This window comes from Aeromonas simiae, assembly GCF_000820125.1.
Classification (GTDB): Bacteria; Pseudomonadota; Gammaproteobacteria; order Enterobacterales; family Aeromonadaceae; genus Aeromonas; species Aeromonas simiae.
The window spans coordinates 40,954-64,204 of the sequence record NZ_CDBY01000050.1; the positions used below are offsets into that span (position 1 = coordinate 40,954).

The 23,251-nt window shown below is 62.4% G+C and carries 11 protein-coding genes, 5 tRNA genes and 1 pseudogene; 6 read left to right on the plus strand and 11 right to left on the minus strand.

Annotated elements, in window-relative coordinates:
- Positions 1-40 precede the first annotated feature (40 nt).
- Positions 41-2,209: a phosphate acetyltransferase gene (gene pta, locus BN1134_RS09295; protein WP_042046805.1), complete on the plus strand. Its 2,169-nt coding sequence runs from the start codon at positions 41-43 to the stop codon at positions 2,207-2,209.
- Positions 2,210-2,621: 412 nt separating this feature from the next.
- Positions 2,622-3,524: a TIGR01777 family oxidoreductase gene (locus tag BN1134_RS09300; RefSeq protein ID WP_042046806.1), complete on the plus strand. Its 903-nt coding sequence runs from the start codon at positions 2,622-2,624 to the stop codon at positions 3,522-3,524.
- 38 nt (positions 3,525-3,562) lie between these two features.
- On the opposite strand, the gene BN1134_RS09305 is transcribed toward BN1134_RS09300, so the two are convergent.
- Both BN1134_RS09305 and BN1134_RS09310 read right to left on the minus strand, forming a co-directional pair.
- Positions 3,563-6,007: an ABC transporter permease gene (locus BN1134_RS09305; protein ID WP_042046807.1), complete on the minus strand. Its 2,445-nt coding sequence runs from the start codon at positions 6,005-6,007 to the stop codon at positions 3,563-3,565.
- Positions 6,004-6,690, minus strand: coding sequence for an ABC transporter ATP-binding protein (locus BN1134_RS09310; protein ID WP_042046808.1), 687 nt, complete (start codon positions 6,688-6,690; stop codon positions 6,004-6,006). The genes BN1134_RS09305 and BN1134_RS09310 overlap by 4 nt, the downstream gene beginning before the upstream one ends.
- On the opposite strand from BN1134_RS09310, the gene BN1134_RS09315 reads away from it, so the two are divergent.
- Positions 6,689-7,303 carry an arylesterase gene (locus BN1134_RS09315; protein WP_042046811.1) on the plus strand — a complete coding sequence of 205 codons (615 nt, stop codon included), beginning with the start codon at positions 6,689-6,691 and terminating at the stop codon, positions 7,301-7,303. The genes BN1134_RS09310 and BN1134_RS09315 overlap by 2 nt on opposite strands.
- A 344-nt stretch (positions 7,304-7,647) precedes the next feature.
- Here the strand turns inward: BN1134_RS09315 and BN1134_RS09320 are convergent, their stop codons facing one another.
- From BN1134_RS09320 to gltX, 8 genes and pseudogenes are all read right to left on the minus strand, one after another.
- Complete coding sequence (locus BN1134_RS09320) at positions 7,648-8,586, minus strand: chemotaxis protein CheV (RefSeq protein ID WP_042046812.1); 939 nt, start codon at positions 8,584-8,586, stop codon at positions 7,648-7,650.
- A gap of 134 nt (positions 8,587-8,720) precedes the next feature.
- A pseudogene (locus BN1134_RS09325) lies at positions 8,721-11,760 on the minus strand (glycosyl hydrolase family 18 protein).
- Between the two features lie 423 nt (positions 11,761-12,183).
- A tRNA-Ala gene (locus tag BN1134_RS09330) sits at positions 12,184-12,259 on the minus strand.
- A gap of 60 nt (positions 12,260-12,319) precedes the next feature.
- Positions 12,320-12,395, minus strand: a tRNA-Ala gene (locus BN1134_RS09335).
- A gap of 43 nt (positions 12,396-12,438) precedes the next feature.
- Positions 12,439-12,514: transfer RNA gene (locus BN1134_RS09340), tRNA-Ala, on the minus strand.
- A 37-nt stretch (positions 12,515-12,551) separates the two neighbouring features.
- Positions 12,552-12,627 (minus strand) — tRNA-Ala (locus BN1134_RS09345).
- Positions 12,628-12,655: 28 nt separating this feature from the next.
- A tRNA-Ala gene (locus BN1134_RS09350) sits at positions 12,656-12,731 on the minus strand.
- 212 nt (positions 12,732-12,943) lie between these two features.
- A complete protein-coding gene (gene gltX / locus BN1134_RS09355; RefSeq protein WP_042046814.1) occupies positions 12,944-14,359 on the minus strand; it encodes a glutamate--tRNA ligase in 1,416 nt (471 codons plus the stop codon).
- A 246-nt stretch (positions 14,360-14,605) separates the two neighbouring features.
- Between gltX and BN1134_RS09360 the strand changes: the two genes are divergently transcribed.
- The 3 genes from BN1134_RS09360 to BN1134_RS09370 all read left to right on the plus strand — a co-directional run bounded on the left by BN1134_RS09360 (position 14,606) and on the right by BN1134_RS09370 (position 17,931).
- Entirely contained in the window at positions 14,606-16,708 is a 2,103-nt protein-coding gene (locus BN1134_RS09360) for a methyl-accepting chemotaxis protein (RefSeq protein WP_042046815.1), read from the plus strand.
- A 102-nt stretch (positions 16,709-16,810) separates the two neighbouring features.
- The gene (locus BN1134_RS09365; RefSeq protein WP_042046816.1) at positions 16,811-17,503 is read left to right on the plus strand and encodes a LysM-like peptidoglycan-binding domain-containing protein; all 693 of its coding nucleotides are present in this window, start codon (positions 16,811-16,813) and stop codon (positions 17,501-17,503) included.
- A 218-nt stretch (positions 17,504-17,721) separates the two neighbouring features.
- Positions 17,722-17,931, plus strand: a complete 210-nt coding sequence (locus BN1134_RS09370; protein ID WP_042046817.1) for a cold-shock protein — start codon at positions 17,722-17,724, stop codon at positions 17,929-17,931.
- 107 nt (positions 17,932-18,038) lie between these two features.
- Here BN1134_RS09370 and BN1134_RS09375 read toward each other — a convergent pair.
- The coding region (locus tag BN1134_RS09375; protein WP_042046818.1) for a VCBS domain-containing protein at positions 18,039-23,251 on the minus strand (5,213 nt) is incomplete at its 5' end.

Here is a 23,251-nt window from a genome sequence, read left to right on the forward strand (position 1 = left end):
GCGGCCTTTTCCTAATCCCAATACAACCAAGGGGTATAAAGTGGCACGCACTATTATGCTTATCCCGGTCGGCACTGGTGTCGGCGTGACTTCCGTGAGCCTGGGCGTGGTTCGCGCGATGGAGCGTCACGGTGTCAACGTGAGTTTCTTCAAACCCGTCGCCCAGCCGCGTCCGGGCGAAACAGGTCCCGAGCGCTCCAGCGCCGTGATCCGCGCCGCCGCCAACATCAATCCGCCCGAGCCGTTCGCCCTCTCCTACGCCGAGAACATGATCACCTCCAGCAACACCGACATCCTGCTGGAAGAGATCGTGGCCCGCTTCGAAGAGCACGTGAAGGCCAGCGGCGCCGAGGTACTGGTGGTTGAAGGTCTAGTGCCGACCGACAAGCAGCCCTTTGCCAACAAGCTGAACTATGACGTTGCCAAGGCGCTGGACGCCGACATGGTGTTCGTCACCCATCCGGGCAACGACTCCAGCCAGAAGCTCAAAGAGCGTATCGAGCTGGCCTGCTCCAACTTCGGCGGCGTGCACAACAAGCGCATCGTCGGCTGCATCATCAACAAGGTGGGTGCCCCGGTTGACGAGCACGGCGTGACCCGCCCGGATCTGACCGAGATGTTCGAGGCGCACCACCAGGGTGGCGATGCCGCCCACAACCTGGAAGTGCTGCAGGTGTTCGGCAAGAGCCCGCTGCGCATCCTGGGCTGCATCCCCTGGAACACCCAGCTGATCGCCCCGCGCGCCAAGGATCTCGCCAAGCACCTGGCGGCCCAGATCATCAACAAGGGTGAGCTGGACTCCCGTCGCCTGCAGACCGTGACCTTCTGTGCTCGCTCCATCCACAACATGGTTGAGCACTTCCGTCCGGGCAGCCTGCTGGTCACCTCCGGCGATCGTTCCGACGTCATCGTCTCCGCCTGCCTGGCCGCCATGAACGGCACCAAGCTCGGCGCCCTGCTGCTGACCGGCAACTACCATCCGGAGCCGCAGGTGGTTGCCCTGTGCCAGCAGGCCATGGCCACTGGCCTGCCGATCATGATGATCGGAACCAACACCTGGCAGACCGCCGTCAGCCTGCAGAACTTCAATGTCGATATCCCCGAGGATGACCGCGAGCGGATCGAGCTGGTGCAGGACTACGTGGCCGGCCACATCGACAAGCACTGGATCGAATCCCTCTCTGCCAAGTCGACCCGTTCCCGCCGCCTGAGCCCGCCGGCGTTCCGCTACCAGCTGACCGAACTGGCTCGTCAGGCCAACAAGCGTGTCGTGCTGCCGGAAGGGGAAGAGCCGCGTACCATCAAGGCTGCCGCCATCTGTGCCGAGCGTGGCATCGCCCGCCCTGTGCTGCTGGGTAACCCGGAAGAGATCCGCCGCGTCGCCGACCAGCAGGGTGTACTGCTGACCGACCGCGTCGAGATCATCGACCCGGCCGAAGTGCGCGAGCGCTATGTGCCGCGTCTGGTCGAGCTGCGCAAGAACAAGGGCATGACCGAAGTGGTGGCCCGCGAGCAGCTGGAAGACAACGTGGTGCTGGGCACCATGATGCTGGAGCGTAATGAGGTCGACGGTCTGGTCTCCGGTGCGGTACACACCACCGCCAACACCATCCGTCCGCCGATGCAGATCATCAAGACCGCCCCCGGCTCTTCCCTGATCTCCTCGATCTTCTTCATGCTGCTGCCGGATCAGGTGCTGGTCTACGGTGACTGCGCGATCAACCCGGATCCGACTGCCGAGCAGTTGGCCGAGATCGCCATCCAGTCCGCCGAATCTGCCGCCGCCTTCGGTATCGAGCCGCGTGTGGCCATGATCTCCTACTCCACCGGTACCTCCGGTGCCGGTGCCGATGTGGACAAGGTGCGCGAAGCCACCCGCATCGCCAAGGAGAAGCGCCCGGATCTGGTGATCGATGGCCCGCTGCAGTACGACGCCGCCATCATGGAGAACGTGGCCAAGTCCAAGGCCCCGAACTCCCCGGTCGCCGGTAAGGCCACCGTGTTCGTGTTCCCGGATCTCAACACCGGTAACACCACCTACAAGGCGGTACAGCGCTCCGCCGAGCTGGTCTCCATCGGCCCCATGCTGCAAGGCATGCGCAAGCCGGTCAACGACCTCTCCCGCGGCGCCCTGGTGGACGACATCGTCTACACCATCGCCCTGACCGGGATCCAGGCGGCCCAGCAAGACAGCGCTGCCCAGGCCTGAGTGCCCCAATGATGAAAGCCCCGCTTTTGCGGGGCTTTTTTTATGCCTGATCTCATGGATCAACAATCTGGATCCAACGTCGGATCCTGCCCCCCTCTTCCATCAGGCTCTGCCATGACAGCGACCACTCACCTTCCGCCAAAGCCTGTGCATTCAGGCCCCATTCGGTTTCAGTAGTCAATTATTCTTGTAAATCATGATGATGGATCGTGAAGCACGGCTAATCTACAGAGTTTTCCACAGAATTTGTGGATAGTTTTCAGATCGTTTGTAAGGAAGCAACACCAACAGGCGAAGATCAATACGTGCCAGACCGCGTCGATGAAGGATCCTACAAGCCTAATTAATACAATGACTTGTTGGCTCTAAAACGACTCACTAGAGTAAACATAAACAACTGTCAGGAGCGTCCATGAAGATCCTCATCACCGGCGGTACCGGCTTTATTGGCCGTGAAGTGGTCACTCGCCTCGCCCAGCACCGGCTGGTCATCCTGACCCGACATCCCCAGCAGGCCAAGGCGCTGCTGGGGGAAGAGCACAGCTTCATCGACAATCTCGATCGGCTCGACAACCTAGATGGTTTCGATGCGGTCATCAACCTAGCGGGTGAACCGATCGCCGATCAACGCTGGAGCGAGGCGCGCAAACAACTGCTGTGTGACAGCCGCTGGTTGCTGACCGAGCAACTGGTCGATCTGTTTCGCCTCTCCGGGCAGCCACCCCGGGTGCTGATCAACGCCTCGGCGGTCGGCTGGTATGGCCGGCAAGGGCCCGAGCCCATCGATGAGCGCTGCCAGACGCCTCACCTGGAGTTCACCCATCAACTCTGCCAGCGCTGGGAGGCGTTAGCGATGGAAGCCCAGAGCCAGCACACCCGGGTCTGCTTGCTGCGCATCGGCATCGTGCTGGGCAAGGAGGGAGGAGCACTGGCCAAGATGTTGCCCGCCTATCGGCTGGGGCTCGGTGGCCCCATGGGCAGTGGCGAGCAGATGATGAGCTGGATCCACCGGCAGGATCTGGTGCGCGCCATCCTGTTTCTGCTTGAACACGAGCAGTGCCACGGCGTCTATAACGGCACCGCCCCCCAACCGGTCAGCAACCGGGCTTTTAGCAAGACGCTGGCGGCCATCTTGCACCGCCCCCATCTGCTGAGCGTGCCAGCCCCCCTGCTGCGTCTGGTCATGGGGGAGGCCAGCGATCTGCTGCTGACCGGCCAGACCGTGGTGCCCACACGGCTGCTCGAGGCGGGCTTTCACTTCGACTACCCCCACCTGCCGGAGGCCCTCTCCAGCCTGCTCGCTCGCCAAGGATGACGTCAGGATGAAACAGGGGGCCAAGGCCCCCTGTTTTACTACAAGGTCCCCTGCCCCATGCCGCGCAGCCGCCCGCCCAGGGTGCCGCCGAGCAAGTGCCGGCGCCACCCCTGCCCCACCAGGGTCACCAGCAAGGCGCCGAGCAGCGGCAGGCCAAACCAGAGGCTCGGATGCCAACTGAGCGAGCCGGAGAACCACCACTGCTGCAGGAACAATACGCACCCTTCTGCCACCAGCGCGGCGCACAATCCCGCCAAGGCGCCGGTCAGCATCAGCTCCCACCCCAGCATGCGTGACAGCAGTGGCCCTGGGGCCCCCAGGGTGCGCATCAGCACCAGCTCATTGCGCCGCGTCGCCAGTGAAGCCTGAGTCTGAGCCAGCAGCACCAGCAGCGCCGCCGCCGTCACCAGCCCCAGCATCACCGCGAGCGCTCGACTCACTTGGGCCGAGATGGTGGTGAGGCGCGCGATGAGATCATCCACGTCGATGAGGCTCACGGTGGGGAACTCCCGCACCAGTTGCAGCTCGGCACGTTGCATACCATTTGGCAAGCGGTAGCTCCCCATCCAGGTGAGCGTGAAGGGCTCCAGCAGATCCGGTGAGAAGATCATGTAGAAATTGGGGCGCATGCTGTCCCAGCGAATGGCGCGCAAACTGGTGACCTTGGCGCTAAAGGGGCGCCCCTCTATGGTGAAGCCCAGTTCATCGCCGAGCCGGATGCCGAGCCTTGCCGCCACCTCGGCATCGAGCGAGACCTGCCCGGGCCCGTTGAGCCACTCACCGGCCGTGATGCGGTTACCCGCCGGCAGAGTGTCGGTGGTGGTAAAGTTGAGCTCGCGCTCGATCCCCTCGCGCCCCGCTCTGCCCTCCTCGGCCACCGCTTCGCCGGCGATGCGGGTAAGCCGGCCACGCACCATAGGATAGAAGTCAGAGGTCTCAGCGCCCGCCTCCTTGAGCAGGGCCAGCACCGGGATCCGCTCTTCCGGCATCAGGTTGACCAGGAAGCGGTTGGGCGCGTCGGCCGGCAGGTGCTGGCGGATGTCGCCGATCAGATCGCTGCGCACCGCCCAGAGCAGCCCGAGCAGCAGCAATGCCAGCGAAAAACCGGCCAACTGGAACAGCCCGGAGCCACGCTCACGGGCCATATGCGCCAACGCCAATCGCAGTGGCTGCGGCGCCCGTATCCGTCGGCCGAGGCGCAGCAGCGAGGAGCCAAGCAAGGCTAGCAGCCCCATCAGCCCCCCCATCCCTCCGATCAGCCCGAGCGCCAGCAGGGCATCTCCCATGAATCCCCACACCAGCACAAACAACCCGACCAACCCCACCGGGACTCCCCACCAGCTCGGAATATCGGCATCCAGCTCCCGGCGCAGCACCTTGAGCGGCGGAATGCGCAGCAGACGCAAGAAGGGGATCAACACCAGCATCAGGGTCACAAACAGAGCCACCGCCAGCGCCAGGGCAAACGGGCGCCAGGAGGGGGGCGGTAACTCAGAAGGCAGCAGGCTCCCGAGGAGTGAGAGGGCCAGCGCCTGCACACCGAATCCAAGCAGCAACCCGATGATCCCGCCGGTCAGGGTGAGCCCGAGCAGCAGGCTGCCCAGCAGGCGCCACAACGACCCGCGCGTGGCCCCCAGCGTCTTGAGCAGAGCCATCATGCCGGTCTGGCGCTCGGCGAACTGACGCACGGCAATGGCCATGGCGAGCGTTCCGAGCAGCACACCGGTGAGCGCCGCGAGGCGGAAGAAACGCTCGGCGTTGGCCAAGGTCTTGCCACTGCGGCTCTCGCCGCTGTCGGGGGTAAGCCAGCGCTGCCCCGGCAGGGTCAGCCGCTCCCTGTCGAGGGAGGTCAATGCCTCGCGCGGCGCCTGGAGCAGATAGCGCCACTCCTGGCGACTGCCTGGCAACAGGGCGCCGATCTGCCCGAGGTCGTCCACATGTACCAGAGCGCGCGGGGCCAGCTGAAAGGGGCTAAAGCCCTGATCCGGCTCCTCCAGCAGGGTGCCGGCCACCTTCAAGCTGGCGTTCCCCGCCTCCAGCTCGTCCCCCAGTCGGGTGCCAAGCAGCGCCATCAGTCGGGGCGAAAGCCAGATAGTGCCGGGGGTAACGGCCCCCTCCGGGGTGGTTTTGAGGGTGCCATAGAAGGGGAAATCGCCGGGTACGGCGCGCAAGGAGGCCAGCTGGAATGCCTCGCCATGAAACAGCATGGTGTTGAAGCTGACGGTGGCCTGCACCTTGGCGCCGGCCTGCTGCCAGCGACCGAGTTGCAGTGGCTCGACAGGGCGGGGGGAGACCAACACTCGATCACCACCGATAAACTCGCGCCCCGACGCCTTGAGCCCCGCATCGAGCCGATCGGCCAGCAGCGCCACACTCACCACACAGGCCACACACAGGGCCAAAGCCAGGATAAACCAGCGCAGCTCCCCCTGTAGCCCTTCCCGGTAGAGCAGGCGCAGGGCGAGACGAGACGTTCCCCTCATGCGACCTCCTGCTCGAGCAGCCGGCCGGCACTGATCTCGATACGCCGCTCACAGCGCCCGGCCAGCACCGGATCATGGGTGACCACCACCAGGGTGGTGCCATGCTGCCGGTTGAGCTCAAACAGCAGCTCGATGATCCGGGCGCCGGTCTTGCTGTCGAGATTGCCGGTCGGCTCGTCGGCCAGCAGCAGGGCCGGCTGGCAGATAAAGGCGCGGGCAATGGCCACCCGCTGCTGCTCACCGCCGGAGAGGCGCGCTGGCAAGTGGTGCAGCCGCTCACCGAGCCCCACCCGTTCGAGCAGGGCGCGGGCCCTTGGCTCGGCATCGCGATCGCCGCGCAGCTCGGCGGGCAGCATGACATTCTCAAGGGCGGTCAGGGTCGGCAGCAACAGGAAGGACTGAAACACGAAGCCGATCTGCTCGGCCCTGAGCCGGGCCCGCCCCTCCTCGTCGAGGGCGCCGAGGGAGTGGCCGTGGATGAAGATCTCCCCCGCACTCGGCAGATCGAGTCCGGCCAGCAACCCCAGCAGGGTCGACTTGCCGGAGCCGGAGGCGCCAAGCAGGGCCACCGTCTCCCCAACCTTGACTTGCAACGAGATCCCCTCAAGGATGGTCAGCGTCTCCTGACCCAGGGTGACCTCTTTTCCAACGTTTCTGGCTTCAATCATGGGAGTAAATGTCATGGCGCGTGTCCTGCTTGCCTTGTTGTGCTACTTGGGGTCAATCGGCCTGGCGCAGGCGCAGAGCCTGCTGATCCTGGGGGACAGCCTGAGTGCAGGTTACCAGATGCCGCTGGAAAAAAGTTGGCCCTCACTCCTGCAGGAGCGCTGGGTCCGCGAGGGGGATATCCACCGCGCCATCAACGCCAGCATCAGTGGCGAAACCACTCAGGGGGCGCTGACGCGCCTGCCCGCCCTGCTCAAGGAGCACCAACCAGACTGGGTTCTGATCGAGCTGGGCGGCAACGATGGGCTACGCGGGTTTCCTCCTCAGGTCACCGAGCGCAATCTCACCGCACTCATCGACAGGGCCACAGCGGCAGGAGCCAAGGTGATCCTGACCCAGATCAGATTGCCGCCCAACTATGGGGCGCGCTATGTCAGGCAGTTTGAACAGATTTATCCGGGCCTAGCCGAGCAGTACCGGCTGCCGCTCATGCCCTTCTTCCTCGATGATATTGCACTGCACCCTGAACTCATGATGAATGATGGCATCCACCCCAAGCCAGAAGCTCAGCCACGCATTCGTGACACCGTGGCCCGCTTCGTCGCCCCCCTGTTGCAGGGGGAGGAGTAGATATCCCCATGTGAAGTGAGCAAAAGGCCTGGATGCGCAAACGCGTCTCCCCCTGACTTTCGGGCTGGCGGAGCAAGAGCGCAACCATGCTCATCAAGCCACACGAACATTCGCTCGGGCAATAGATCGGTGATGGAAGAAATAGTGTTCAGGAAAGGGCCGACAAGCAATAAGCCGCGGGAATAGCAATCGTCTTAAAGAAGATCAGACATGGTTTAGCCATGCTCACGCCCCTGGGATATCGAGGTGCAATGTCACCGTTTATGGCGCGTCGTACCACAATGAGGGTCATTTCACTCGGATTGGTGAGGTATAAAAAAGGAGCCACTGGCTCCTTGTCGATTTTATTTTCCTCTGCGCAGTCGCTCTTGTACTGCCTGCACTAATAAATCGGGCTGGAATTTTGAAATCAGGAGATCGCATCCCACTTTTTTAACCATCTCATCATTAAAGCTCCCCGTTAGCGAGGTATTGAGCGTGATGAAAAGATTGGCCATACGGGCATCACTGCGCACCTCTTTGGTCAAGCGGTAGCCATCCATCTCCGGCATCTCCGCATCGGTGATCATCAACAGGATCTCATCCGTGACGCACTTGCCAGCATCGCACCACGCTTGCAGCAGCGAGAGCGCCTCTTGACCATTGCTGCAAGAGATCACCTCGATCCCCAGTTGCGACAAGGTGGCCTTGACCTGCGAATGGGCCGTGGCCGAGTCATCGACCACCAGCACCTTGGTGCCCGACATCAGGGGGACTAACGCGTCATCGAGCACACCTTGTGAAATAGAAACATCATAAGTGACGATTTCAGCCAGTACTTTCTCAACATCGATAATTTCAACCAGATTGGCAACGCCCTTATCTTCAATCTTGGCGATTGCCGTTAGATAATTTGAGCGGCCGGTCGAGCTCGGCGGCGGCTGAATATGAGTCCAAGAGACGTTGACGATATTATCTACCTGTCCGACTAAAAACCCCTGAATGCTCCGGTTGTACTCGGTGATGATTAAATTTCTCTCCCTAAGATCATTCGCAGGACGCATGCCAATTGATGTTCTTAAGTCGATCACAGGAACGGAAACACCGCGAATATGAGCTATTCCACTGACATTTGGACGTGAACCAGGAAGGCGGGTAAGAGGAGGCACTTTCACGACCTCTCTCACCTTAAAAACATTGATAGCAAATAATTGCTGGGTGCCAAGGCGAAACATCAGCAACTCGAGCCGGTTTTCTCCAACGAGTTGGGTACGCTGATCCACAGAGTCCAATATGCTTGCCATAGAGTGAATGATGCTCCTACGCGCTGATGAAGTGAATAAGGTGGAAAAGCTACGTGGTTCGCAGACACTTCCTTAACTTCATACTAAAGCGACCAAAAAAGAGCGGGGCTCCAGCCCCGCTACTTATTTTTCTGCTATTCGTAGCTACACACCAGCTTCCAGCTACCATCGCTCGCCTTGGGCTCGCTGCTGGTCCACCAGTTGGCCTGCCACACCCCCTTGTTGTGGGTGATGCGATCGCCAGCGTTGGCATGATCCCCCTGCGGCCAGCTCGGATAGGCCGGATAGGCCGCCGGCACCACATTCAGGCTGCTGCAACCACTGCCCCCCGGGGTCTCACCGGAGCCAGTGCTGCCCACCACGGCCTCGGGCAGGGTCGGGAACTCGCCCTTAAGGCCGATGCTCTGGCTACCCACCACGATGCGCATGCCGCTCGGTACCCCGGCCGCCGGCAGGTAGTAAGTCATCGCTACCTCCACGTCGGTGCCCGGCGCCCAGGCCTTCCAGGCCGGCAGCGTCATGGCCACCTTGTGGAAGTCCTTCTCGCCGGCGATGCCGTCGGCGTTCTGGTTGCCGCCACTTTCGACCACCTTGAGCCCCATGCCGCTCTGATCAGTCACGGTGTCGGAGGTGGAGGTGGGCACCAGGAACTCGATGCGGGTACCACCCGGAATGGTCTGGGTCGAGTGGTTGGTGAGCTTCAACGTCGGGTTGATCGGGTAGTTGGAGTCCCCCTCCTTGAAGCCTGACAGGCTCACGGCGATATCGAGCTGGGCAGCTGGGGCCGGCAGATCGTTTTGGGCCGTGCCGTAACGGTTGGCCTTGGCAAACTTGTCATAGGCGAGGGTGGTCAGGGTGTCGCCCATGCCGTACTCGTTCTTGGCCGGATCGAAGCCATAGTCACCCGCCATCTCCCAGAACATCACGCCGCCGAGGCCACGTTGGATGATGTAGTCGAGCTTGCGGCCCATGGACTCTTCATCCTCGGTGGAGAGGAACACCTTCTTCTGCTCGTTCCACAGCCAAGGCGCCTGCGCCTTGTCGTCGTAGTAGCGCACATACTGGCCTTGCATCACGTGGGCCGGGTTGTTGGGATCGAGACCCCAGGCCTGGCCGTAACTCGGCATGGTGGTGATGCCAAGGCGAGCCGCATGCTCCAGGTTCTTGGCATGCCACATGGGCACGGCGCCGGCGCCGACTTCCTTGCCATTCTTGTCGAGATCATGCCAGAGGTTGTCGATACCGACCGCGCCATTACCACAGGGAATGGTGCCGCCACCGGTACCCGGCTGGCATTCGCTCTGGCTCGGCAGTGGCGCCTTACCGCCCAGGCCCTGGGTGCCACCGGTGACCCCCTGCCAGCCACGGGTATAGTAGGGCACGCCGACGTTGATCTTGCCGGCCGCCAGGGCACCACGGAAGTAGTGGGCCGCCCAGGCCGCGTTGAGGTAGCCGATGCCCCCATATTGCGCCTGGCTGTAGACTCCCCACTGCGCCAGCTCGCCGTCAGCCTTGTTGTCAAACAGGGCCGCGTTGTGGCCGACAAAGTGGTTCCAGGCCCCGTGGAAGTCGTACGTCATCAGGTTGACGTAGTCGAGGTACTGAGTGACCTGGAAGTTCTCCATGCCGCGCAGCAGATAGGCCGAGGCCGGTGAGGCGATGGTCAGCATGTATTTGCGCCCATCCTCATTGCCGGCGGCATCGAGCCGGGCACGCAGGGTCTGCATCAGCACCTTGTAGTTGCCAAACAGCTTGCCACGGCAGAGGTTGGAGAGCGGGAAGTCGTTGGGGTTGCCCGCGTCCTTCATCGACGTGGGGTACTCGTAGTCGATATCCACCCCGTCAAAACCATACTGGCGGATGAAGCTCACCGCCGAGTTGGCAAAGGCGTTGATGCCGTCGCTGTTGACCGAGCAATCCCCCTTGGTGGTGGCGCTATAGAAGCCACGGGTATCGGCCCAGCCCCCCACCGAGATCAGGGTCTTCACGTCCGGATATTGCTTCTTGTATTTCGACAGCAGGTTGAAGTGGCCCTGATAGGCGAACTCAGGGTCCATCTCGGCCCCCGGCACCCCGTCCCAGGTCATCTTGGTCGCCGAGTCGTCCACCTTGATGGTGTGGCTCTGCTCGTCCACCGCGGCGAAGGCGTAGTTGATGTGGGTGATCTTGCTCCAGGGGATGTCGCTCACCAGGTAGGAGGGCAGGCCGTTCTTGCCGGTGCGCCAGGAGGTGAAATAACCGATGACCCGGCGGGCATGGTCATCCCCCATGCACTCGTAGCCATCCGGGCGGTAGATCTGTCGCACATCGCAGGAGAGGTTGCCGCCGGTGGGGGGCAAGGCGGCCTCCTCGACTGTGACGCTGACCGGGGCCGACTCGCCGGCCAAATTGGTCTGGTCGGTCGCGACCAGCTTGAGCGATGCGCTTCCCTTGGTGTCTGGCGTCCAGTTCACCTGCCAGGGGGCGGCGTTGTCCTCGCCCACCTTCTTGCCGTCCACAAACAGCTCGACCTTGGCGACATCGTTGTTGACGTCGGTGACGTTGCCGCTCACCGCCACACTGCGCCCCAGCGTCACCTTGGCGCCGGTGGCGGGGCTACTGATGCTCACCTTGGGCGCCTCGGGCGCCACCACGGCGGCGACGTTGAAGCTGGAATCCGCCTCACTCAGCACCTTGCCATCGTTATCCAGCGCCCTGGCCTTGAGGGCATGGGCACCGACGCCAACGGCAGACCAGCTGGCACTCCAGGGGGAAGCGCTGGCCGTGGCGATAAGCTTGCCGTCGACCAGGTATTCCACCTTAGCCAGCGCCGTCACCGGCCCGCTCAGGGTCACCGCCAACGCGACGCTGGCCCCTTCGTTGACGCTGCTGCCCACGGCAGGGGAGCCGATGGCGACGACCAGGGCCGGAGGTGGCACCTCCCCGCCATAGCGCTTCCAAGCATCGCCCCAGACCGTCCCCACCCCAGGCTCGTAATGATAGGGCGAGGCCCCGCACCAGCCGGAGTAGGGGAACTCTTTGCACTCATAGAGATTGCCGACGTTGCTGACGATATCGCCCGCCTGGTAGGCGATGCCCGCTTGATAGGGGGGGATAGGCGGCCTGCGCCAAGGCAGGCATAAACGCCACGGCGACCAACGCCGCCAGGCGAGTAGGATGGAACCTGTTTTGCATTTTTTCTTCCTTGTTTTCTTGGCATGGTTATCCAAGACAAGGCAGACGCAGCAGGCCACGCTGGGGACAGAATGCAGGCATTGGACTATGCCACCGGCTCAAGCGGAATCCTGGGAAACCCACACCGTCTGAAGCGGTGTCTGGGTCTGCGTCCCGACAGCATCGGTGTGCCCTTGTCCCGGGTTCCTTGAGGAACGGCCCGAGTATAGGAACAGTCTGACAAGCGCTCAATCTTTGTTCGCGAGGAAAAACATCTATTTCCGATCGCCGCTATCCTGACCTATTGCTCATAAAGCCATATAAATCATTCGATTATGACGGTGATATCGCTGCTTTTCCGAAGGGCACTAGGTTGCAGAAGTGTGGACAAGGTCACGGCGAGCGCCAAACAAAAAGGCCACCGCGATGCGGTGGCCTTCGATATGGTGGAGCTACGCGGGATCGAACCGCGGACCTCTTGCATGCCATGCAAGCGCTCTCCCAGCTGAGCTATAACCCCATATTTTAGCGACGCGAAGGTGGGACTTCGTCATCGTTTCACGCCCTGCGTGAACCAACTTGGTGGAGCTAGACGGGATCGAACCGTCGACCTCTTGCATGCCATGCAAGCGCTCTCCCAGCTGAGCTATAGCCCCAAGTCTGGTGCTGATCACCCGGCGAACCGGTCGACCGAAATGATGGTGGAGCTACGCGGGATCGAACCGCGGACCTCTTGCATGCCATGCAAGCGCTCTCCCAGCTGAGCTATAACCCCACAAAGGTTGGCTGTGAAGCCCTGGGCATCGGGAACCTGGTGGAGCTACGCGGGATCGAACCGCGGACCTCTTGCATGCCATGCAAGCGCTCTCCCAGCTGAGCTATAACCCCAGCGTTCCAGATGTTTCCGAGAAGAATTTGGTGGAGCTACACGGGATCGAACCGTGGACCTCTTGCATGCCATGCAAGCGCTCTCCCAGCTGAGCTATAACCCCAACTCACCTCGGCATCACCAGCAGATATTGCCCGGCGACGGAGGCGCATAATAGGCATCCCCCCTTGCGCTGTCAACACTAAAAATAACGCCAAGGCATCGCTTAGCCACTTTTCGAGCAGGCTGCTGCTTTTGCCAACACCGTTTCACCCTCAGCCAGCCGCAGACAACAAAAAGGGCCCCCGCAGGAGCCCTTGTCAGATGTGCCGTCTCTTATTCGGCCGCCATGCGCGCCGCGATGTACTCAAGCGCCCGCTCGATACGGGAGAGCACGCGCTCCTTGCCCACCAGGGCCATCACGGCGTCGATGGAGGGGGACTGGCCCTGACCGGTGACGGCCACGCGCAGCGGCATCCCGACCTTACCCATGCCCTGACCCAGTTCGGCGGCGGTGGCTTCGATCACCTCGTGCAGCGCCTCGGTGCTCCAGCTCTCCAGCGCAGCCAGCTTCTGCTTGGCCAGCGTCAGCGGCTCGGCAGCCACACCGCGCAGGTGCTTCTTGGCGGCGGCCTCGTCGATGGCCTCGTACTCCTCGAAGAAGTAACGGCTCTGGGCCGCCAGCTCACGCAGGGTGTTGCAGCGCTCGGCCAAGAGGGTGATCACGGCGGTCAGTTCGGGGCCATTAGTGGTGTCAATGTTCTGGTCGGCCATGTGCCACGCCAGATGCTTGGCCACGTAAGCCGGGTCCAGGGTGCGCATGTAGTGGTTGTTGAGCCACAAGAGCTTGTCGGTGTTGAACGCCGACGCCGACTTGGAGATGGCATCCAGGCTAAACAGCTTGATCATCTCGTCGAGCGTGAAGATCTCCTGATCGCCGTGGGACCAGCCCAGACGCACCAGATAGTTCAGCAGCGCTTCGGGCAGGTAGCCGTCGTCGCGGTACTGCATCACGGACACAGCGCCGTGGCGCTTGGAGAGCTTGGCACCGTCGTCGCCGAGGATCATCGAGACGTGGGCGAACTCCGGCACCGGCGCATTCAGCGCCTTGTAGATGTTGATCTGGCGCGGGGTGTTGTTGATGTGGTCTTCACCACGCACCACGTGGGTGATCTCCATGTCCCAGTCATCGACCACCACGCAGAAGTTGTAGGTGGGCGCGCCGTCGGTGCGGCGGATGATGAGATCGTCCAGCTCGCTGTTGGCAAACTCGATGCGGCCACGCACGTGGTCGTCGAACACCACCGAGCCTTCGCTCGGGTTGCGAAAGCGGATCACATGGGGGGCGTCAGCCGGGTGATCGTGCTGGTGATCGCGGCACTGACCGTCATAGCGCGGCTTCTCGCCCTTGGCCATCTGCTCTTCACGCAGCGCCTCGAGGCGCTCCTTGGAGCAGTAGCACTTGTAGGCACGGCCATCGGCCAGCATCTCGTCGATAAGGCCGTTGTAGCGGTCGAAACGCTTGGTCTGGTAGTAGGGGCCCTCATCCCAGCTCAACCCCAGCCACTCCATGCCCTCGATGATGGCGTCGATGGCCTCCTGGGTGGAACGTTCCAGGTCGGTATCCTCGATACGCAGCACGAATTCGCCGCCCTGATTCCGGGCAAACAGCCAGGAGTAGAGGGCAGTACGGGCACCGCCGACGTGCAAAAAGCCGGTCGGGCTGGGAGCAAAGCGGGTTTTGACTTTCATGGTTGAGCCTTGTGTGGATGACCCATTGCGGGCCGATTCGCCATTAAAACCGCGGCATTTTAGCATCGGGGGCGGCAGATGGGAAAAGCCGTGACCATTTTTCATCCCTGCCCCGAATGGGAAACATTGAATCCCGTCGCAGACAGCCATCGGCACCGGCGCTAAGGTGCCAGGCCAGTTTTGCCGTTCAGATCCCGGCGCCTCGGCCGATAACAGGCTTCCTGCCCCAGCCACGGAGAGCATAAGATGCAGTTTCGCTCCATCCAGACCAAGATCCTGGTCATGGCCGGCCTGGCCATGACGGTGGCCTTGCTGTTACTGATCCTTCTCAACCAATACTCGGGCCGCCAGACCCAGACCCTCACCATCGACTCCAGCCGTCAGGCACTGCAAGAGGAGGCATGGCAGAAGGTCACCGCCAACGCCCGCGCCGAGGCGGCCGTCATCACCCAACTGCTACAAAAGAGCCTCTCCTACACCCAGCAACTGGCCAAGACCATGGCGCTGCAACAGGCAGGTCACCTCCCCCTGAGCCGCGAGAACGCCATCGCCCTGCTGCAAGCACAGCTCTCCCTCGATGACTCCCTCTATGGCAGTTTCGCCGGCTTCGAGCCCAACGGCTTCGATGGCCAGGATGCCGCCTTCAGCGGTCAGGCACCGCTCGGCAGCGACGCCAAGGGGCGCTTTGTGCCCTATTTCTACAAAGATGGCGCCAAGATAGGCAGCGATCTGCTGCTCTCCATCGACAAGGAGGAGCGCGACAGCTTTGGCAATCCGGCCAATGACTATTACGCCTGCCCCAAGAGCCATGGCCGCTCCTGTCTCATCGACCCTTTCCAGGTCGATATCAACGGTCAGAAGGTGATGGTGAGCACCATCACCACCCCGATCATGGCCAGCGGCGCCTTTCGCGGCGTGGTGGCGGTCGATCTGGAGATTGGCGCCCTGAGCCGGCAGGCCAAGAGCCTCAACGCCCATATCTACGACGGCAAGGGCGAGACCCTCATCATCAGCGCCGCCGGTGTCATCACCGGCACCAGCGGCAGTGACAGCAAGCTGGGCCAGCACGCCAACACCCTGCTTGGCGAGCAGTGGCGCGACTACCTCAAGCCCGAGGTGCAGCGCCAGGAGCTGGACGGCGCGTTTCGTATCTCGGTGCCGATCCTGGTGCCCGGCCTGGAGCGCAACTGGGCCATCATCGTCACCCTGCCCTACAAGGTGGTGCTGGCGCGGGCCGATCAGCTCGCGGCCCAGCTCACCGAGATGAACCGCGCCGCCCTCACTCAGCAGCTGGCCGGCGCTATCGCAGTGCTGGTGCTGGCTCTGCTGACCATGTTGCTCATCGCGCGCACCATCACGGGCCCCATTCGCCAGATGGTGGGGCTGGTCGATGACATCGCCGATGGCGAGGGGGATCTCACCAAGCGCCTGGTGAGCCGTTCGGCCGATGAGCTGGGGGCCCTTGCCAAGGGGATCAACCGTTTCATCGACAAGCTGCAACAGCTGCTCGGCGACGTGCTCACCACCGCCGGCGAGGTGAATCGCCATGCCGGCGCCACCGACCAGATCGCCGCCAGCACCAATGCCAACTTGCAACACCATCAGGCCGAGATGGATCAGATGCTCACCGCCGTCCAGGAGATGTCGTACGTGAGCCAGGAGGTGGCCACCCATGCCAACAACACGGCCGACTCCGCCAAGCAGGCGCAGCAGGCCGCCGACGAAGGCAAGGGGCGCTTCCAGCAGATGATCGAGGCGATGCACAAGGTGGCCGACGAAGCCGCCCGCGGCGCCGAGGTGGTCGACAGTCTGGCCCGTGACAGCGCCCAGATCACCGACATCCTCACCGTGATTCAAGGGGTCGCCGATCAGACCAACCTGCTGGCCCTCAACGCCGCCATCGAGGCCGCCCGCGCCGGCGAGGCGGGACGCGGCTTTGCCGTGGTGGCCGACGAGGTGCGCAAACTGGCGGGCCACACCCAGCAGGCGGTGCAAGATACCCAGTCCCTCATCGACAGGATCCGTCACAGCTCGGGCAACGCGGTACAGGCCATCGGCCAGAGTCAGCAGCTGACCCAGCAGGCGATGCAGGAGGCGGATCAAGCCGAAGAGGCGCTCGGCCACATCTACCGCGCCATCTCGACCATCAACGACATGACCTATCAGATAGCGTCGGCGGCCGAAGAGCAGAGTTCGGTCTCCGACACCGTCTCGGGCAACCTGGCCAAGACCAATGCGCTGGCCGGTGAGATTGCCCATGATGCGGCTCAAACGGCACAAGCCAGCCAGGCGCTGCGCGCGGCGGCGGAGCGACTCCAGGCGCTGCTCGGTCAGTTCAAATTGCAATGAAGGTGTAAAATTCCTCGCCCGGACTCTCCCCCTCGGGGACGAGTCCGTTTACCATAGGCACCGAATTGCCTGATGGTGGCAATGCAGTAAGAGGAAAATACTGTGCCGACTCCGGATCGCCGTCCCCGCGGCCAACACCGCCGTGCCCGGCAGGGGCGCCGAGCGCCCGCCGAGGGATCCCTGCTTCAACGCATCCAGATCATGATGAAAGACTGGCGCCAGGCGCGTCAGGAGCGCGCCGCCGGCGCTGCCAAACCGTCTGCCTCCCGAAGCAGTGCCAACGCGCGGGGGAACTGGCTGGACAAGAGCCCGCTGCCACGCCGCCATACCCTGGGGCTGTTGATCCTGTTGCCGCTGTGGCTGATATTGCTGGCCTGGCAACCGAGCGACGAACTACCCGCCACCGCGGCCGCCCCCTCCGGCTCACTGGAGGTGCCGTTGGCCATGCCGGTGCAGGCGGCCCGCACCAGCGACGGACAGCCCCAGAAGCCGGTCAAGCCGGTTGAACAGCTGCCCGCAGGCTGGCAGTGGCTGGATCACGAGATCGGCGGTGGAGAGACCCTGTTTGCGGTGTTTCGCAAGTACCAGTTGCCGGGCGCCGAGCTGAGCCGTCTGGTGGCCATTGAAGGGCCGGATCGTCCGCTCACCCGCCTGCAATCAGGCAAGACGGTCAATATCCTGCTCGACAACAACCGCCGCATCCAACGCGTCGAAATCCGCTCCCACGACGAGCCCATCTATCGTTATGTGCGCGAAAACGAAGGGTTTGCGCAAAAAGAGATCCCCGCCTCCTGACCCCCTGATGGGGAGGTTTTACCTCCCCATCATCTCAATAGTTTTAGCTTGCTCAAAAAACCGTAATCCTATCTTTGACTTGTCATACCCCCTCCGTAGAATCGATGTCGCTTGGGACAGGGAAGGTCGCTATCAAAAGCGTTCGATCACCCGGAGTCTTGAGATGTAATGGCCCTCTACCAGGGTCTCTTTACCTCTGTTATTGATAGGATTGACACATGTCTGACATTCGCACCGGCCAGGTAAAATGGTTCAATGAAACCAAGGGCTTCGGCTTTATCGAACAGTCCCAAGGCCCGGACGTTTTCGTTCACTTCTCCTCCATCCAGTCTGACGGGTTCAAGACGCTGGCCGAAGGGCAGAAAGTCCAGTTCACCGTGACTCAAGGCAAGAAGGGCCCGCAGGCCGAGAACGTAAAACTCATCTAACGCTTGCGCTGGTGAAAAAAAAGAGGAGCCATGCTCCTCTTTTTTATTGCGCGTTTTCCTGCCACAGGCGAAGGCCGCGAAAGGGGGCTTTCGCCCCCGCGCGCGGTTTATTTGTCGATATCCAGCATCTGATTGGTGAGCAGGTAGTCGATCACCTGGGACGAGGTGGCGGCCGCTCCCCCGGTCAGTGAGCCGAACGAGTGATCCTCCAGCACTATCTCCTGAGTGACCTTCTGGGTCGAGGCATCCTTAATCTGCAGATGCACCCCTTCACTGTCCTGAATGGCCGAGAGCAACCCCTTCAACTCGTTCTGGCTCTTGCCGCCATCGTGATCGAGCAGATCGCTCAGATCCAGCTTGTCCCCCTCAGCGCGGCTGAAATCGACCACATGGTCACGGGTCAAAGAGCCCGCCACACTGTCGCCCTTCTGCCAGACGAAGGTGTCAGCCCCCCCGTTACCGTGCAGCAGATCATCGCCACTGCCCCCGATCAGAATGTCGTTGCCGAGCCCCCCGGCCAGTTGATCGTTGCCGCTGCCCCCTTGCAAGGTGTCATGGCCACTGCCGCCATCAAGCTGATCGTTACCCTCATCCCCCGCGAGAAGGTCATTGCCGCTGCCGCCGAACAGGATGTCGTTACCGGCATCCCCGTGCAGCTCATCGTCTCCCCCCTGCCCATAGAGGATGTCGTTCCCCGCGCCGCCAAACAGGCGATCGCCCTTGTCATTGGCCCCGGACTGATCAAACTCGCCCGCATGGCTGCTGATGTAGGCATGCACCTGGGCATCACTGACTGAGCTGTGACCCAGCGCCTGGGCGACATACTGCTTGACTGCGGCATACCCCTCTCCGGCGACACCGGCAAAGTGCAGTGCATCGCCAAACAGGATGTCATCTCCCCCCCCACCGCTCAGGGTATCGCTGCCCGGCTGGTTGGTGACCGAGGCGCCGAGGATGGCATCGGCCAGATCGCCGGCATTGACGCCGGTCTTGAGCACCCCATCGGAGTCGAAGACCTTGAGCACGTCATGGGAGATGTTGGGCCCGATGCCGATCGCCTCGACCGCGACCTGCAATCCGGCCAGCAGGGCAAAGCCCTCCATGGAGTGGTCACGGATGACGCTGTCATCGCGGGAAGAGCCGAAGGTGGCAAACTGGTATCCGCCGCGCCCGTCAGGGCGCATCATCCCCACCAAAGAGCGACCGTCATAGTTGCCCTTGTTGTCGTAGTAGAGGCGATACACGTTGCCATCCTTGTCGATGAACTCACGCCCCCCCTGACCGTCCTGATAGACCACCGACTTGCCGGGCACATAACTGGTGAGCAGATCACTCAGGTTGCGATCACTTTGCCACTTATTTTCCTTGCTGAAATCCACGACGACGGGATCGCTCCCCTCCCCCACCATGTACTCATTCGGATTACCATCCGTGATGAAGTAAGCCAGGTTCTTGGCATCCACATTGGACGTGGCGGTGCTGCTGGCAAACCAGTTGGCGGTGGTCTTGAACACATCCTCGTAGTTGGTCGAGCCGCCGAAGTAACTGCGGCCATCCATGCTGTGGAGTACCTCCTTGAGCTGATCGATGGCGCCGGCATCGCTCAGCTTCACGCTGACCGAGCGGTTGCTTAAGGTGTCAAAGTCGACCAGGAACAGGTTGACCACCCCGGCCCCGGCCGAGCCGACACTGGCCTTGAGGCTGTTAAAGACCTGTAGCAGCTGCGCCTCTATGGTCTCCATCGCCTTTGAGCCGATGCTGCCGGAGCTGTCGACCATGAAGGCCAGGTTGTAGTTCTGGCCCGGCGTCGTGATGCTGCCATCGAGATCCCCGACCACCAGGTTGTGTTCGCTGCCGAAGCTGCGCACCTGCCCGCCCGGCTCCCCTTCGGTGGCATTGAAGTAGTTCAGGCGAATGCTGTCCTCTGCGCTGGCGGTGGCAAGCTGGGCGCTGCCGCTTTCACGGGAAGTGGCTTCCACCTTGATCTCGACCAGCCCCGCCTGGTTGCCCGGCACATGCAGGCTCAGCCCGGTCAGTTTGACGTCGGTGGCCGCCGCATTCCACAGCCCCTTGAGCGTCAGGCTGCCATCAGGGTCGACGGTCCCCAGCAGGGTTCCGTTATGGTAGAGCGAGCTCGCAGGGGGCAGACCGCTCAGCACCAGGCTGTCGAGCACCTCACTGCCATCCCTGTCCGTGAGTGAGGCATCGATCTCGATGGGGTACTCCACATGGGTGGGCTGCTGCAACGTCAGGGTTCCGGTCACCTTGTCCAGGGCATAAATGCCGTCATCAAACTGCACCAACTCGACATCATGCAGCGCCTTGGTGACCGCTTGCCCCCCTTCGCGCACCGAGAAGTCGAACCAGCGGTCGTTGACCGAGTAGCCGGCGCCCTGGGTGATGACATAGTCGGCCCGGTTGCCCGGCAACACGGCGATGTCGGAGCCACCCTCACCATAGAGGCCGTCATGGCCCAACCCGGAGACCAGGATATCGTTGCCTTCCCCCCCATAGAGCGCATCGCCCTGCAGGCTGTTGCTGCCGACCAGCAGGTCATCGCCGGCGAGGCCGACCAGTTGATCGCCGCCACCGTGGCGACTGATCAGGTAGTCGTTGCCATTGCCGCCCACCAGTTGCTCCTGCTGGCTGCTGGCATCATAACGGGCGGGGGCCACATCGAGCCCATTCACCTTGCCGGACTGGAACTGGGCCGTGCTGATGCCGTCGCTGGCGAACTGGTCGTAGACAGGGCTGCCATTGCCGGCCTGCCGGATATCCACGGTTGGCTTGTCCGCCACGGCGGCGATATCCAGCACCAGGGTGGCCTCCTCGCTTACGTTCGCGCCATCGCTGATCTGATAGTGGAACAGGGCGTAGTCGGCCTGCTGGTTGCCGGTGATGCGCCCCCCTTGATCGCCCATGCAGCTGCTCGACTCATCTGCCGCCGGCACAAAGCGCAGGTGACCTGCGTCGATCTCCTGGGCGCTGACACGGCTGCCAGCCGTCACGGCCACCCACAGCCCCGAGCCATCGAGACGCTGCAACACCCCGTTGGCAGGCAGGGTGCCGATCACCAGACTCAGCTCCGCCTTGCCCTGATCGTCGCTGGCGTTGAAGTCGCTCCAGCTTAAGATCGTCGCCGAGTCTTCACTGCCGCTGACATGACCCCCGGTTGTGGTCGGCGCGCGATCGTTGTCGATGAGGGTTCCGATGCCGCTCTTGTCCCCCACCGCAATGGTGAGGGTCTCGTTGCCCTCGACCTTGTGGTCATCCTTGGTCACCACGGTGACGGTGAAACTGCTCACCCCTTCCGGCACCCGGATGACGCCGCGAACGCTGTCATAGGTCACCCCATGGCTAAAGAGCAGCTGGGTCCAGTCACTGCTGCTGGCCGGGTTGCTGCCACTGCCGCCAATCGAGAAAGGGTACTCGGTCGGATGCTGGCTGGTGCCGTCCAGAAGCACGGAGTGCACCAGCGTGCCACCTTCGGTCACAGTGGCGCTGCTGACCCCGCTCACCTCGGGTCGGAACAGGGGGTTGACCGCAAAGCTGCCCTCGCTGCCATCCCCGTCCTTATCGATCGCCTTGAAGATGAAGTCGATGTCGCCATCACCGGCCGGACGCTGCATCTCGGCATATTGGAAGAACTCCCACTTGCCGGTGGCCGGGGTGAACTCCAGCTTGAACACCAGATTGCCATCGGCATCCTTGCCAAGCAGGGTATTGGCCCCATCGGCCACCATGCTGATGAGCGAGCCGGAGGCCGTTTTGAGGCCGCTCTCGGCACTGACCAGCTCGAGCGCACCCTTGCCGTCGGCTCCCCACTGCGGATTGAGGGAGCCAGAGCCATAGGCGATCGCCTCCGTCGTGGCAGAGCCGACAAACTCGATGCTCTTCACGGTGAAATCACTGTTGTCGCCATAGAGACCGTTGCCATTATTGGTGGCCTTGATCACCATGGCGTCAAAGCCCCCCTGCTGTACCTGGAAGTGCTCGGCATAGTCGCCACCGGCCGCATTCGAGCTAAAGGTCTGACTCCCGATAAGCTTGCCGTCGCGATAGAAATCGACCACACCGCTCTCCAGTTCACCACCGAACATCTGGCTGAACTTGATGTTGACGCCATAGGCGACCTTGCCCGCATCCAGCGTGATCACGAGTTGCTCTGAGGTCGCGGAGCCATCCGCAAAGTGGCGAAAATCAATCTCGTTAGCGAGGTTGTGATTGGGCGAATCGACGCTAGCCACCCCCACGCCGGCACTGGAGCCGTTCACCTTGGTCGCGATCAGATCAGCATTCGTGGCCGAGGTGAAGCCAAGGGCGGTAATGGTGAAGCCCGCCATGTTCAGAGCGCTCTGGTTGCCGCTGTAGTGGGTCAGATCAAACAGGCCGGTCAGGGTGTCGGGAATATGGGTCTTGCTGACCGACACCGCCGCCATGTCGCCGGCGATCGGCGCATCATCCTCAATGGTGATGGGCAAGCTGCCGGAGGTGCTGCTCTTGCCATCCGAGACGGTGACCCCCAGCTGGAAGTGGAGTCGATCCTCGGCGCCCTTGACCGGGTGATCGAGCGGCCCATTGAGGTTCACCTCATAGCGCCACTCCCCCTTGCTGCTGCCCGCCGGGGCGGTCAGCGTCACATCGAGCACGACCTGATAGCCGGCGCTCCCCGGCGTGCCGATATAACCGGTCAGCACCTGGGTCGCGGCGTTCCACGACCACTGCACGGGCGCGCCACCCGAAGTTAGGTTATCCGGGCCGCTCAGGCTGATGGTCAGGTTGTCATGATTGTCCATGTCACCGACCACGATCTTGCCGCCGGCACTCACCGCATCGGTGCTATCACGGGTTCCCGCCGTATCGGCGATACCGCCGGTGAGCCCCTCTTCGGAGAGCACGGCCCCCTGATCGACGCTTAGGGTAGGGGCGTCATTGGTGCCGGTGATGGTGATGGTGACCGTGGTGGTCGAGCCGTCAGTCAACCGTACGGTGAACTGCTCCAGCTGCTGCTGACCGGCCGCCAGGGCGTCGACCCGGGCGTTATCGGCCAGCACGAAGCGCCACTGCCCCTGCCCGTCCACCTCGAAGCGGCCGTAGTCACTCTGCTGCGAGCCGGCCACGAAGGCGAGATCTGGGTTGTCGGCGTCGCTGGCGCTCAGGGTGCCGGTGACCGGGGTCTGATCCCCCTCGGTCACCGCGCCACTGCCGGCCGAAATGACCGGCAGATCGTCGGTGCCGGTGATGGTGATGGTGACCGTGGTGGTCGAGCCGTCAGTCAGATGCACGGTGAACTGCGCCAGCTGCTGCTGGCCGGCCGCCA

Excerpts from the sequence above, each read along its gene's own strand:
- BN1134_RS09320 (WP_042046812.1), bottom strand. The coding sequence starts at position 8,586 with ATGGCAAGCATATTGGACTCTGTGGATCAGCGTACCCAACTCGTTGGA.
- BN1134_RS09300 (WP_042046806.1), top strand. The coding sequence starts at position 2,622 with ATGAAGATCCTCATCACCGGCGGTACCGGCTTTATTGGCCGTGAAGTG.
- BN1134_RS09305 (WP_042046807.1), bottom strand. The coding sequence starts at position 6,007 with ATGAGGGGAACGTCTCGTCTCGCCCTGCGCCTGCTCTACCGGGAAGGG.
- gltX (WP_042046814.1), bottom strand. The coding sequence starts at position 14,359 with ATGAAAGTCAAAACCCGCTTTGCTCCCAGCCCGACCGGCTTTTTGCAC.
- BN1134_RS09310 (WP_042046808.1), bottom strand. The coding sequence starts at position 6,690 with ATGACATTTACTCCCATGATTGAAGCCAGAAACGTTGGAAAAGAGGTC.
- BN1134_RS09360 (WP_042046815.1), top strand. The coding sequence starts at position 14,606 with ATGCAGTTTCGCTCCATCCAGACCAAGATCCTGGTCATGGCCGGCCTG.
- BN1134_RS09370 (WP_042046817.1), top strand. The coding sequence starts at position 17,722 with ATGTCTGACATTCGCACCGGCCAGGTAAAATGGTTCAATGAAACCAAG.
- BN1134_RS09315 (WP_042046811.1), top strand. The coding sequence starts at position 6,689 with ATGGCGCGTGTCCTGCTTGCCTTGTTGTGCTACTTGGGGTCAATCGGC.